Source organism: Legionella sp., from assembly GCF_049790535.1.
In the GTDB taxonomy this organism is placed as follows: domain Bacteria; phylum Pseudomonadota; class Gammaproteobacteria; order Legionellales; family Legionellaceae; genus Legionella.
In genome coordinates, this window is the sequence record NZ_JBAQZB010000021.1 from 1 (window position 1) to 14,432 (window position 14,432).

A 14,432-nucleotide genomic window follows, 5' to 3' on the forward strand; every position below is an offset into this window, starting at 1 on the left:
CTTAAAAAAACAACTTATTTTTTCTAATGAACAACTCTTTCTTGCCTCCATTCTCTTGGTACAGATGATCATTCAAACACAATTGGAGCAAGGGATATATGAGTAAATTCGTGTGGATCGTTCAGGATCAAGCCATTACTCAATTGGCGCTTTAATATTTCCAGTGGAATTCTATGCCGAATTTCAAAATATAGTGCTACATGCGAAGAAGAACCACCAATTCCTCAATGAAATAAAATGGTCAAAAACCCATAAAGGGTATAACTTAATTAATATTGGACTTCGGCTTTTTTATGAAATATTAATAAATAAAGCAATTCATTATCAATGTATTACTGTGGAAAAAGCCCATTATAGAAATTGGATTACATCAAAAAAAGAAGAAGCTTTTTATAAAACTTTAACTCAATTAATCGCTAAATCTACTGAAATGATAAATGATGATTTAGTAATTGAATGCGATGAAAAAAATGACAGATATGACAAGCATCACGAGGTCTGCCAAATAATCTCAAATCATTTTCTTAGTCCATGTACTTTTGCTAAAGTGAAAGATGTTAAAACTTGTGATTCAAAAAATTGTGATGCTATTCAGGTTGCTGATTATATAACTGGAGCTATTAATGCCTCTCATAGATATCATCAAAATAATAATATCAATATTAATCGTGGTAAGCTGAAATGTATTGAGCTAATGAGCAAAATACTGGGATGGGATAACTTAGCCTGGGATACCTGGAAAAATGATAAATTTAATATTTGGGCCTTTCCAATAGAATCAAGAGCTAGTAGAGGGGCTTCTAAGAATATCGATATAGCCAAGCTTATTCCCCCCGTATATCTTTCTTCATTTTAAAAAAGTACACAGTAATCTATTCATGGAAAGAGTGCTCATACAATAAATTTTGGCGCAGCAGATTAGCGCTCATATTTATCGAACAGGGTTCCCCCCAAATCAGCGAATAACTCGTTTAAATTATTATCATTATTTAAAGTGCGCTGGCAGGATAGTTGAGAATGTTACGCCCCACCGGATGACCCTACCCAGTTCCAAAACCCTGGTACCCCCCACCCACCATTGAGTAAATTTCAAAATTGAAACCCAATTTACTTAGCTATATAAGATCTTTGATAAACTTTTTACTACGCACAATTTCACGTCTAATCTCTTTCCTGAGTGCTTTAGCCTCTCCTGTTGTCTCTCCATGCTTTAATGCATTGAGATTGTAAAGTGGAGCGCCTGATCGTCTTGCTCCTCCATGGACACGGCAACGCGCTTTGCCTTTGACAGCAGGGCAGCAACAAGGTTTGCCATAGTTACCTTTTGTTCGTGCGCCACATCTAGGCGCAGACTCAAATGCGTAATGTTTTTTCTCGGTTCTTGAGGTTGTTTTCATATTTTTTCCTTATTACCCATACCCCCTTGAATATTCCCCACAATAGCCTGACCACCTTGATGAATATCAACACGTTCAACAACGATTTTTTGCCCGCCCACGCCTTGCAATTTTGCGAGTATATTGACTTGTTGCACGAAACAATTGGATAGTTTTATAGCAGAATTAGTGTAGTATTTTTTGAGTTCAATACTATTGCAGCCATTAGCACAAGCCATCGTTGTTTGCTGCAACTCATGAATTGAAAGCATTTGAGCGGCTAACATAGATTGCAGGCTGTTCTGGGTATTCAAGGCAACCAACGCATCATCAGTTTTCTCTTTTGCTGCATTGATATCAAAATTATCAGCTCGAATGTTATTAGATGCAATCGCAGCATTATGAATGATATGATTATTAAAAGTATCTATTGCCTTATGTTTGATCTTTTCGGCATCAGAATGATTTTTTTTAGTAACCTTAAAATTTGGCATTAGTTTCTCCGGTAATTTTTTTGAAGCATCAATAGAATCTCTGCTTTATGATTACTGATAGTAGGCCTCAGTTGCTTGACTCCTTTAACATTTAACTTATTCCAATCAGCTGACAATTCAATAAAGAGCTGAGTATCAGAAACCTTTCGCAAGATACCATTGCTAGTCATAACCCCACCTCGACCACATCGTCTACAACATCCGCAACACCGCAACAACTTAAGTCAGTCGTAGGGCTTCTTGTTGCGGATAGGTCAAGTGTTGCTGCAACATTAATAGAATGAGAAACGCTATAATTAGTATGGGAATTGGCTTGTTGCACTGTTGCGCATATTTCGGGATTAATGGAATTTAGGTATCGATCAAACGCTTCTGCAAATTGCTGCTTTTCAAATCCTTTGGGTGTAGTGTTTCCTATACGAATGCCTTTACTTTTAATACCATAACTTTTTAGTAAGTTAGCAAGTTGTCGTGGAGTAATAGCTTGCCCACGATGATAAGTTGCCCAAGGTTGTTCATCGTCCGAACATAAGGCCTGAATTAAATCTGAGGTGCTGAAACGTTCTATTTTTCTTTGTTCAAATATATCTTGGATATTTAATAATAATTCTGTTCCTATACTAGCAATGGAATTATCCTGGGTAGACATACTAATAGCTGCTTTTCTAGCTTGCTCAGGCCATTTGCCTCCAACAGCATCAGCTATTGCAAGTAATGGCTCCCAATTATCTTGTGCCCTGTCATTAAGAATTTCAGGTAGATGGGGTCTTGCTGATGAAATTGTATCTGAGAAATCTATAGCGAAACGAGATAATTTACTTTTTAAACTAGCAAACAAATTAGGATCAATGTGACGCAAACGTTCTACTTTTTCATGGGGAAGTTTTCTGCGTAATTCTAAGATAATGGCTCTATCCATTAAAGTTTCAGAGAGATGGCCGATTCCCGCAAGCGCTTTTGCTCCCCAAACATTGAATTTTCGGGGATAATAGTCTTTACCAACCTGAACTGTACGTATAATAAAAGCACTATCTCTTGTATGCCCACAATTCAATATGCCGCGTAATTCTTCATCGTCTTTTATAAAGGAATCTGCTTCATCAATTAAAAGAGTAGGACCCCATAGGTCAACCGTTCTAAATAATGCTGCTGAAGTAATATTGGAAGCAGGTAAAGGGTTCTTAACCATCTTGGTAAACAGAAAAAGTAATTGAGATTTCCCGCAACGTTTTTCTGGTGCTGTAATTACCGCTAATGGGGCGACCTGAATACTATCCATAAACCAAGTCATTGTTGCCCACAATGTAGCAGCAATTACAGTATCTGAATTGCATACAATACAACGTCTAATCAAATTTTCGATTTCCGTTAATAGCTCATTTGGATTGATCATCACTGGCCAAGGTTCGATGTCATCAATAACGTCATATTCCATCGATGATATGTTAGTTTTATCTTTTCGTGAGGTGCTTTTAATTAGGCTTTTGTTGTATTCATCTACAGACTTACCATTAGGTGCTAAAGTAGTCTGTGCTGCTCTGATAATTGCTTCATGCCTTGTTAGGTTCTCGTGGTATTGCATTAAGTCAAAAGGACTATGCCAATAGCCATCATTAAAGACATTGCTATGATGACTGAAAAATCGATTATCTCTAACTACTATGCCTGCTGTACCAGAAGTAGAATTGGGGCATAGCCATCGTTCTTCATTATTTTTTATTAATTTCTTTTTATAGCCATATTGTACCAATAGAGAACTAAGATGATTTTGTTCATTGAATGCGTTTATTGGCAATAATGTATCGGCTAAATAGGTAGGCTCAATTAGGATATAGCTAGTTGGTGGCAATGTTTCTTGCTCAAAAACTTCGACTGGATTTCCGTTGAGATATTCAAAATATAATGGTGTAACATTAGAATTATAGGGTTTTCTTGGGGTATACCATGCTTGAGCAAATACGCCGTTCTCTTTGGCGTATGCCAGTAATTTTTTATCAAGATTTTGGTTAATAAGTAAGACTAATGCCTCTGCAGTCGCTGCCAGTTGTTCCTTATGATACGGCTTTTGAGTAGCTAATATAATACGGCAACGATTTCCTTTGTTTCCTGAATAATGAGAGTGTGAGCCATAAATAATATGTCCGATATTAAGCTTTAATAAAACCTCATGGATAAGTTGAGGATCAGGTGCTCCTTCAATTTCTAGTCCATCTTGATTTATCCCCTTGTCACAGTCGATCATCAAAATGCTAGCCGTACTTTCAGCATTGTTTTCAGCGCGAGACATACATTGATTATTGGCTAAGGTTTTTAATTTAGTACGTAGGAAATGGCTACCGTCTTTTTCACCGATTGGAAGTTCTCTAAGTCTAGCCATCAATACTTCACCATTAATGTTTACGTACTGATCTGTTGTTCGTACTCCCTGTTCAGAAAAAGCTAGTTCTGTATTATTGATTATTGTTGTAAAATTCATAGTGGTTAATCCTTAACTTATCGTGTGGCGGTAATTTCAAAGTGCCTAACTTGTTTGTTACCGCTGCCTAATGTGCTTTAGTCCGTTGTGCTCTTTAGCTCAGTAATTTAGATATGAATTTTGGGTATGTTTTCTTTAACCCAGTGCTTAATAGTTTCTACTTGCCACACTAGGGTTGTTCCGTTTAATTTGTGAGGGGGCGGAAATTTACCTTCTTTCCACCAACGACGCAGAGTAGAGCGATGAAAGCCTGTTATTTCTTCGACGTGAGAAATTTGTGCTATTTGAGAGTGATTCATGATAAATGCTCCTGATTGTGTTTAATTGACAATCAGGACGATAATGGAAGTATTACGCACGTACTCGCACAGTGCGCATTAGTGCGTAACTCTGCATCAGTTATTCATTTTTTCATTAGATAAATAGTAATCAAGTACACCCCATATTCGTTTACGGAATGCTTTATAATTGTTTGCTGGGACAGCTAATTTTTGATGTTTGGCCATAAATTCACGCATATCCAGTTCTCCTTTCAAATCTACTTTAACTTCAGTACAGCCTATAGCAAGGAGTGCATCAGGAAGTTTTTCCCAACAGATCATTCCTAACTTATTAGAAGCAAGTTCATTCGTTTTGAGGCTGGGAAATATTATTTTTAATAAAGCCTCGGTGATAATATCGTGGCGAATGGATTTGTTTTTTGTCTTGTTTTGCTCTGCGTTGTAAACATCCTGATTATGTATATAAATGTCTTCTAATTTGACGATACAAGCTGGCTCTAAAAAGCGTACATGCCCATCTTTTTTAGATTTCACTATTCGCGTAAATAACTCTTCATTTTCAAACAAATTCTCTAGACTTTTGTTTGGGTCAATAGAATGTTCATCGCACAATTCTATAAAATCATCATGGAGTACATCGAAGGCATCTACTCCTAAGGCAGGAATTCTAACTTTTTTAAAACTATCATTATTATCAATAAGGAAACACATAGTTCCTTTAGATACTTGATATAAATTGGGTTCAAGAGAGTTTATGATAAAGCCTTGTTTTTCCAACTCCTCATTGGTTAAACTTCCAAATCTTTTCAAATCCTCGCCTGTAGCAGTATTAATTTTTGTTTCACGTACTTTAACTTGCTGGTTAAATGCACCTCCTTTCTTGCCAGTAATACAAGCATATAAAGGAATTGCTTTTTTTGAGAAGAAATCACGCATTTGTCTTAAGTCAAAATGCCAACGATCACAAAGTTGCATTATGCTGTAATAAGTAGGAATAACCTTATCATTCATTTGAATCACTCCATCAAAGCTACATCACCATTGAAGTGCCAGGCAAAAGGGATGATGAAACCCTTGATTCTCCCCGTCGAGATAGCTTGGCTATCAGGATTATACTTAGAGAGTAGTGAAATAAAAGGTCTTTACAACTTTAAAAGGCTACAAGCCTAATCTCGTTTTTGAAAGTTTATCTAAGCTTATTTGACATGCCTATGAAATTCAATTATGTTGCTTTTTTAAAAAGTTACGTAATTGAATTTTCTAGGGGATTATATGGAAAAACATTCAAATGCAGATAAGCAAGCTCGATATAGGAAGAAAGAACAACTTAAGCGTCAAGCAAGTCAAATCTTGCGTAAATGGCAGTCTGAGCCATGGAAGCATCATCTGAAAAGTCTAGAGGAGGTAAATCATCTTATTGAGGCTGCTATCAAACTATCATCTGGTTGGACTGAGGAAGATTATTTAAATGCGGAAAAAAGACTTTACCATGTCTATTCCGAAGTTGTTTCGCCAGTCAATCAGCTTTCAAATGATGTACGTGAAAGTAGGAATATTGTCTACGAATCGATGTGTCCTGCTGATCTTCCCAAAATTAATGCCGATTTAGCAAGGGCAGAGGAAAAAACAAATGCGTTAGCTTTTCATATAATTTCCGCGCTTAAATTATCTGGTTGCAATGAAGCCGATCAGGCTGCTGCGTTAATGGAGGCAATGCGATTCGTGGGTAGAAATCTAACTAACAATAAAGAAACGCCTTATTCTCAGGCAACAACAATGTGTCTTACTACAGTCAATCCCATATGTACTCGTCCAACATGGTATGTTGAAAAACTTGTAAACATGCTTTCTCAACATCTTCATCCTGATTTATTGCAAGAAATTGCACAACTTTTAATTAATAATAAATCAGGGAAAGATAATGGAATTAATTGATGTAGATAATTTTAACTGCGAAGTAGAATGTATTTTTGAAGGGGAAAGATATTTCGTTCGCGATAATGGGGCGGTATTTCGGCATGCTCGAAGTGGAAAGCGCGTACGCCCTAATGATAACCAGTGGACATTTGGAAAAGTAAACTCATCAAACCCTTATTTGCATCTGTCCGATGCTCGTATTCATCGAATTATAGCTACAGGTTTCCATGGAGAACCACCCAATCCTCAATATGTTGTCGATCACATTGATACAAATTGCAGAAATAATCGGCCTGAAAATCTTAGATGGCTCACACGCCTAGAGAATGCTCTTATGAATCCTATAACAAGGAAAAAAATTGAATTTATATGTGGCAGTATTGAAGCATTTCTTGATAATCCCTCATCATTAAATACTTATGATGTTGAAAGAAATTTTGCATGGATGCGGACGGTTACATCAGATGAAGCTAAAAATTGTAAGGAGCGTATGTCTCTTTGGGCAAGTAGTAATAAAAAGCCCAGAGGCAGTTCTTGGGGCGAATGGGTTTATGAGCCGATTATAGAAAAAAATAGGTTTCATAATGATCTTCGATTAGATGCATCTTCAGAGGAGCAAAAGGGCTGTGACGTAAGTAAGCTTAATGCAAATGTAGATAAAAAAAATAGTGAAGGTACTTTTAATAAATTGATTTATAAACCAATAACCGAGATGGAAATATTGAGCCGTGAGTCAGAGTTAGTTATGGCGTTAACAGAGAAATGTGTTCAATATAAGTGGAGAGTACCTTCTCATTTTCCTTGTTGTCCTGAAGAGATAGGGGAAGATCCTCTTCAAGCATACTTTGATAAGCTTAAAGTTGGGACTGTATTTACTTATAATGACGCTTATCCGCAGTCCACCATACTTGAGTTTGTTAAAGCTAGAAATAATTTATCGATTTTAGTCCTATGTCAAAAAGAAAGTCTTAAACCATGGTCAATTGCGGAAATTGTGTTTGAGAGTGGTTTTTATGTTCATTCCAACTTGGGTTCATATTTTGATAAAGAGGGGGCTAACAAAGTATTTTGTATTGAGCAAGGATTTGAATGGATTGGTGAGGATACTATTGATGACTTCTGTTAAGAAAAATATGAAGGAGTTTCTGGCACTTATTTTTTACGCCAATCATAAGCTATACTTAACCAGCTTCCAACCGGCTGATATTTATGATTAACCAACACTCGTCAACAGCAGAAAAAATAGCTTTATTTCAATCTCTATTTCGAGGGCGTTCAGATGTTTATCCTCGTCGATTTCAAAACAGAAAAACACAGAAATCTGGGTATGCGCCTGCTTGTAAAAATGAATGGGTTCCAAATGTCTGCCAAAAACCGCGTATCAAGTGTATGGATTGCCAACATCGACAATTTATCCCTATAGACGATGTAGTTGTATATTGGCATTTGCAAGGATATGACAATAAAGGCCAAGATTTTGTGATGGGTATTTATCCTATGCTATTGGACGAAACTTGTTATTTTCTTGCGGCTGATTTTGACAAAGCAACCTGGGAGCAGGATGCTGTTGCTTTTCTGAAAACTTGTCGTCAAAAGAACTTGCCTGCAGTACTCGAACGCTCTCGCTCTGGTAAAGGTGCCCATGTTTGGTTGTTTTTTGAAGAGTCAATACCAGCAGCACTAGCAAGAAAATTAGGAGCATCAATTTTAACAGAAACCATGGAATCTAATCCTGCAGTTGGTTTGGATTCATATGATCGATTTTTTCCCAATCAGGATACTTTACCGCGTGGTGGTTTTGGCAACCTCATTGCGTTGCCTCTACAAAAAGCAGCACGGCATGCTGGTAATAGCGTATTTATCGATGAACAATTACAAGTTATTGAAGACCAATGGGCTTATCTTGCAGGTATTAAAAAAATAACTCGTTTTGAAGTAGAACAATTAGTCATTGAGGCAGAAGCCAAAGGGCGAGTTGTTGGTATACGATTAGAGATTATTGAAGAGGAAAATAGAACTCCTTGGAAACCGCCAGTACCGTTGCCGATCATTGATACATTACCTAAAAAGATTCACATGGTCGTCAGCAATGAGATTTTTATTGAAAAAGAATCATTGCCATCTCCGCTATTAAACCGATTGATTCGTATAGCTGCTTTTCAAAATCCTGAGTTCTATAAAGCACAAGCTATGCGATTACCTGTCTATGATAAGCCACGTATTATTGGTTGTGCTCGTGATTACTCGCATCATATTGGGCTTCCCCGTGGTTGTTTTGATGACATTACGAAATTGCTGCGCGAACTAAAAATTAAATACACAACTCAAGAAGAATTATTTGCAGGGGAGCCATTAGATATTCAATTCTGTGGTGAACTTAGACCAGAACAACAACTTGCTGTAGATGCGTTAATCCAATCAGATATTGGTGTTCTTTCTGCAACAACTGCATTCGGTAAAACAGTGGTTGCTGCCTGGATGATAGCTAAGAGGAAAACTAACACATTGATCATTGTTCATACGAAACAACTGCAAGATCAGTGGGTAGAGCGGCTACAAACCTTTCTTGGACTCCCTGCTAAAAAAATTGGTCGATTTGGTGGGGGGCGAAAGAAAATTACAGGATTTATTGATATTGCACTAATTCAAAGCCTCACTAAGCATACCGAAATTGAGAGTATGATTTCTCAATATGGGTATGTCATTGTCGATGAATGCCATCATATTCCCTCAGTCAGTTTTGACGATATTATTCGGCAAGTCAAAGCGAAATTTATTACAGGATTGTCAGCCACATTGGTGCGTAAAGATGGCCGCCATCCTATTATTATGATGCGTTGTGGTTCTATTCTTCATCGTGTGGATGCTAAAGCCCAAGCCATTGTTAGACCTTTTGAGCATTATGTTTTTGTGCGCCCAACAAGTTTTCGTCCTTACAAACAAATTAATGAAAATTTACGCATTCAATTTCAAGATTTATATGAAGAATTAATGCATGATGATTATCGTAATCAAATGATTTGTAATGATGTTATTCATGCTGTCAAAAAAGGACGTTCGCCTATTATTTTAACGGAAAGAAATGAACATCTGGATATACTGCATCAACAATTAAACTCTGAAGTCGGGCATTTAATTGTGCTTAAAGGGGGCCTTGGTGCCAAAGAAATGAAACAGGCAATATCACAATTAACAGCAATTCCTCCAGATGAGGAGCGTGTTGTGCTTGCAACGGGTCGATTTGTTGGTGAAGGATTTGATGATGCACGGCTAGATACTTTATTTTTGACCTTGCCTATTTCCTGGAAAGGAACTATTGCCCAATATGTAGGGCGTCTTCATCGATTGCATGATACAAAAAAAGAAGTGCATGTATATGATTATGCCGATTTAGCTGTTCCCATGTTAGAGCGTATGTTCCAACGCAGATCCAGTGCTTATGAATCTGTTGGGTATAAAATAATACAGCCAGCGAGTGCTTACCCTGGATGGCCATCGGGTGTTGTTCTTCCTGTGGAACCTCTTTGGAAAAATGATTATGGCAGTAGCATTAGGCGCTTGGTTTCAGATGGTGTTGATAACTCATTAGCGCAATTATTCTCGGATGTTGCAATGTTAGAACCTGATCAAATTGAACGCGCACGTAGCCTCATTGAGGCTTTCTTGTTTTATCGTTTGGAGACATTACCTGAAACCCAGGGGCGGTTTCAACTAAATCACGTATTAACGATTCCATTTGATGGATTAGGGGGTATGGAAGTAGATCTGATGTGTAGTGATGCACGAATTGCTATTGAAATTGATGGTATCCAGCATCTTTCATCCAAAGAGGCTTATCGTACTGATAGGCGTAAGGATTTGCTGCTTCAGGAGCATGGATACACTATTTTACGTTTTTTGGCCTCAGATGTTAGTAAACGACTTGATGTGGTACTTGATACTATTTTGCGTGTGCTTTATAAAAATAAGCCGAATCAACAGACTATTAATTAAATCAGACAAAATCTCTCTATTTGTTTATGACTGATTAGATTATGTCCGATCACCTCAGGCAGCTATGGATTATCTTTTTTAAGCCTACTTACGTTTTCCCCCACATGTTCCGAAATGGAACTTGTGCTATTTTCTTGCAGCTCATTAATTGGATTCATACGATCTCATTTTGAACTGTTTCCAAAATGGAAATGGTTCATATAGAGCGCATAAAGGAATTTCTCCTTAAATCAATTATTTTTATAATATTTAATTGATTGATTTTTAAAGGTTTCTAATGAATTTATTCCTAATTTTATTCCTTTTTATTCCTAATTTTTTCTTCGTTTAATTGCCAAGTGGGTATTTTTCGGGAACCAATATTTTTTATTTGCTCATTGGTTCGTAACATGGTTAATAGGTTATCAATTTTTTTGAGTTTCTGATCTTTATCTAAAGCATCACTTAACTTATTCCAAAGTAATTTATCAATTTCTTTCCGTGTTGCTGATTTAAAGTGCTGTAAATAATCAATGATTAACTTTTGGTAATACTTATTATCTTGAGCACGCGTATGTATATAATCTACTTGTGTTGCCGCTGCATCCGCGACAAAAGCTGAAACATGAAAATTTGGTTTACGGCCTTCTATTAATTTCTCTTGTCTTAAATATCTAATCATATCCTCTTTTAACGGTAAATGTTTTTGAACACGATCCAGAGCTACGATTTCTTCAAGTGTTAATTCTGTTTTTTGCATCAACATTCTTGTATAAGATAAATCAACAATTCGACCATAAATAATAATCTTCACAGTGTTGGACTCACTTAGATCATAATCCGGTAAAGGAAAATAACGCCGGGCTTGCCCCCGATACATTTCATGAATGCCATAGCCCATGGTGTCAATCATACCTATTTCTACCATTGCTTGGGCAAGACAAGGATTACGATAACTTTGTGGTGTTTTATGTCCTGCTATGTAATCTTCTGGCTTTCCTTCATAGAATATCCCAGCATTTTCAAGTATCAATTTATCAGTCTGTTCAACAACAATGATTCTAGCATTTCTTGAGTAATCTTGATGGGCGATGCAATTATGCAGTGCTTCTAAAACAATTTTTTGATCATATTTTGCAAGCTCAATAGCCACCAGTTCATTTTCAGGCAGAATGCGCAGCTGTATATTGCGGATCTTTTGATACAGCGCACTGGTTGTAAGAATAAAAGGTAGTCCAAAATGCTCATAAGCCTGTTCTTCTCCTACTAATTTCCAAGTTAATTGCGCTGGATAAGGTGATAGATAGAAGGCTGACTCGGATTTACCTAATAATAGTAATGTTGCTCTTGTGATCTGGCCATTGATTGTTAGCTTTGCTCGATCAAGAAATACAGCATCTGTCCAATTCATAACTTCATCAGCTTTAAAACGATTGGCATGCTTTTGTGCAAACAAGTCTTTTGCTTTTTGGATAGCAACTGGATCAAGATCGTTAATTGCCATATCTGGAACAATATGGGCTGTCCAATCTAACCCAAGCACTTGTCGGCGTATCCGTTCAAATTTTTCAGTACCGAGAGCAATCAGACTTTCCCCTGCGCGTGCATAATAATGCCCTTGCCACGCAATAGGTATTCCACGTGGGGCAGCAGGAATTTCAAACATAACAACCCGACCATTGGGTGTATGTAATTCATGAATATTTATGAACGATATGGAAGGATCTGTGCCTTGAGAAATTTGATGTTTCAAGCTATTCAAGCCTTCTTTTTCTTGACGAAAAGTGCTACCGACAATCGTTCGAGAATGGTTATCAACACCGAATATTAGCCATGCTTTTTCTGCTTGTTTTAAATTAGCTTCATTTGCCAAAGCAGAGAAATACTTACCAATATCAGGGGTTGGGTATGAGTGATTAGCTTGTTTAAATTCAACTAATTCATCTTCCCAATCATTGATTAATTGATTTAATAGAGGCTCTAAGTTGTGCTGCATGATTGTTTTTTCCCTAATGAATGATATGTACTGTGCGCTTGAATTGAAACGACATTATTTTCCAGTAATATATCAAGGTATTCTGACCACCGTGTTAATGCTTCTTTACGCTGAGGAAGCATTTCATTTCTATTGTAGGTTGCCATGATTTTAGGCATTTTATGGCCTAGGCATTTCTCAATTACCACTGGATCAATATGAAGTGTTTCGCCAAGCTGGGTACAAAAACTCCGTCTTAAATCATGGGCTGTCCAATGAGGAATCCCAACACGATCTTGTATGCGATTAATGGAGCGTGATAATGTTTTAAGGCTTAACGGCTCATTATCTTTTGCAGATAGCGCGTATTGGCAATTCGAATTTGCTTTTAGCTGTTGAAACATTATCTTGACTGACTCGGTAAGGTGAATACGCATGACTTCACCTTGCTTCGTATGCTCTTTAGGGATAGTCCATAGCGAATTGTTAAAATCTATTTCATTCCATGTCGCTAATCGCAACTCTCCTGAACGTACGCCTGTGTGTAGAATAATTTTAATGGCTAATTTGGTCTGCAGTGACATTCGGTTTGTACCGCTTTCTAAAAAGGATAATAGTGTTTTAATCTCATTGATGTTTAGATTGCGATCACGCGGTTTCTCAATGCCGCCAACGTCTCTTGCCTGTAATAAAATAGCGGGATTTTCTTGTAATGCGCCTCGTCTTACACCATAACTAAATGCTTGTTTTAAAGCCGCTAATACTTTGTTGGCATGAACACGCGCACCACGTTTTACGATTTTATCAAGTGCCGTTGTAACCAAAGCAGGCGTAAGCTTGGTTAATTCAGTATCACCTAGTAAAGGGATAATATCTGCATCAATCAATTGTTTAATCTGTTGAGGTTGTTTACGCTCTTTTTCAATGTAATTTTCATACCATCCAATCACAAGTTTCTTAACGGTGTTGGTTTTAGCTTCTTCAAGCTTGGCTAAATGAGCCTTTAGATCGACACCTGATTGGCATAAATCAAATAACTCTTGATAGTTTGCTCGTGCCTTTCCTAATTTCATTGTTGGATAATAGCCTAATGTAATACTGTGATCCTTTTCAGCATAATAATAGCGATATAGCCAAGCTTTCTTCCCTTGAGGCGTAACTCGAATATAAAACCCATTGCCTTCTGTTTCTCGATAGGTTTTATCTCTAGGTTTTAAACCGTTGATATAAGGATCTGTAAATGTAGTTTTTTTCATAGAAGCCATTTTTTTATATCGATCCAAAAAACGATCCAAATTTTATTGGATCGACTTGGAAATTCTTGGAAACATTTGAAACGATGATATAGATATAATCCTTATATATCAAGACCTATAAAGAGATTTTGAAACTATTTAGAATTAATTGAAAACGACATTAGACAGCATGGGGTGCTAGTGGTCGAAGGTTCACCCTCACATGCGAGTAAATAACGACTACTAAAATCAGTTATTGTTAGTGGATAACAATACTCTTTATTCCCTAATTGGAACTCACCTTTATAATCTGCTGCGATCATTTAACCCTTCCAATACACTTTCTTTATATCGCTCATATATCTTATACCCTGTCTTGCGTCAAATGCTGAATTCTTAGCATAAAGATGACATCTGCTCACCATCTAACAATCGTGCTACATATTTTAACTTCTCATCCACTTTAGTACACTCCTGCCATGGCATTTCTTTTCTCCAGATATACCTTTGAGTGTAACCTATGTCTCCGGAATATTTTGTTACCCATGTCTCAATAAGGACACCCCTTAAATGAGAATGAGCCTTAAATTTAAAATCCATTTTCTCTAATTTAAATTCTTGGCTACACTTTTAAATTTTTTGATTTATTTGGCTACACCTACTACATCACAAAAGGGTCGCATGATTTATATGTATGGATTATGAG

11 protein-coding genes are annotated in these 14,432 nt (G+C 37.0%); 4 read left to right on the forward strand and 7 right to left on the reverse strand.

Annotated features, from left to right (window positions below; genetic code table 11):
- Positions 1-112: 112 nt before the first annotated feature.
- Positions 113-856, forward strand: a complete 744-nt coding sequence (locus WA877_RS00900) for a DUF3800 domain-containing protein (RefSeq protein WP_425169061.1) — start codon at positions 113-115, stop codon at positions 854-856.
- Positions 857-1,115: 259 nt separating this feature from the next.
- Here WA877_RS00900 and WA877_RS00905 read toward each other — a convergent pair whose 3' ends face one another.
- From WA877_RS00905 to WA877_RS00925, 5 genes are all read right to left on the reverse strand, one after another.
- Complete coding sequence (locus WA877_RS00905) at positions 1,116-1,397, reverse strand: hypothetical protein (protein ID WP_425169062.1); 282 nt, start codon at positions 1,395-1,397, stop codon at positions 1,116-1,118.
- The gene (locus tag WA877_RS00910) at positions 1,394-1,870 is read right to left on the reverse strand and encodes a hypothetical protein (RefSeq protein ID WP_425169063.1); all 477 of its coding nucleotides are present in this window, start codon (positions 1,868-1,870) and stop codon (positions 1,394-1,396) included. The genes WA877_RS00905 and WA877_RS00910 overlap by 4 nt, the downstream gene beginning before the upstream one ends.
- A gap of 166 nt (positions 1,871-2,036) precedes the next feature.
- On the reverse strand, positions 2,037-4,346 hold the full coding sequence (locus tag WA877_RS00915; RefSeq protein WP_425169064.1) for a DUF3631 domain-containing protein: 2,310 nt from the start codon (positions 4,344-4,346) through the stop codon (positions 2,037-2,039).
- Between the two features lie 107 nt (positions 4,347-4,453).
- Entirely contained in the window at positions 4,454-4,645 is a 192-nt protein-coding gene (locus WA877_RS00920; protein WP_425169065.1) for a helix-turn-helix transcriptional regulator, read from the reverse strand.
- Positions 4,646-4,741: 96 nt separating this feature from the next.
- The gene (locus WA877_RS00925) at positions 4,742-5,638 is read right to left on the reverse strand and encodes a hypothetical protein (protein WP_425169066.1); all 897 of its coding nucleotides are present in this window, start codon (positions 5,636-5,638) and stop codon (positions 4,742-4,744) included.
- Positions 5,639-5,899: 261 nt separating this feature from the next.
- On the opposite strand from WA877_RS00925, the gene WA877_RS00930 reads away from it, so the two are divergent.
- The 3 genes from WA877_RS00930 (at position 5,900) to WA877_RS00940 (ending at position 10,537) form a co-directional block, all read left to right on the forward strand.
- On the forward strand, positions 5,900-6,562 hold the full coding sequence (locus WA877_RS00930; RefSeq protein ID WP_425169067.1) for a hypothetical protein: 663 nt from the start codon (positions 5,900-5,902) through the stop codon (positions 6,560-6,562).
- Entirely contained in the window at positions 6,549-7,670 is a 1,122-nt protein-coding gene (locus WA877_RS00935; RefSeq protein WP_425169068.1) for an HNH endonuclease signature motif containing protein, read from the forward strand. The genes WA877_RS00930 and WA877_RS00935 overlap by 14 nt, the downstream gene beginning before the upstream one ends.
- A gap of 83 nt (positions 7,671-7,753) precedes the next feature.
- Positions 7,754-10,537, forward strand: coding sequence for a TOTE conflict system archaeo-eukaryotic primase domain-containing protein (locus tag WA877_RS00940; protein ID WP_425169069.1), 2,784 nt, complete (start codon positions 7,754-7,756; stop codon positions 10,535-10,537).
- Positions 10,538-10,832: 295 nt separating this feature from the next.
- On the opposite strand, the gene WA877_RS00945 is transcribed toward WA877_RS00940, so the two are convergent.
- Both WA877_RS00945 and WA877_RS00950 read right to left on the reverse strand, forming a co-directional pair.
- Positions 10,833-12,512, reverse strand: coding sequence for an ATP-binding protein (locus WA877_RS00945; protein WP_425169070.1), 1,680 nt, complete (start codon positions 12,510-12,512; stop codon positions 10,833-10,835).
- The gene (locus WA877_RS00950) at positions 12,497-13,774 is read right to left on the reverse strand and encodes a tyrosine-type recombinase/integrase (protein ID WP_425169071.1); all 1,278 of its coding nucleotides are present in this window, start codon (positions 13,772-13,774) and stop codon (positions 12,497-12,499) included. Before WA877_RS00950 ends, WA877_RS00945 begins: the two co-directional genes overlap by 16 nt.
- Positions 13,775-14,432 lie beyond the last annotated feature (658 nt).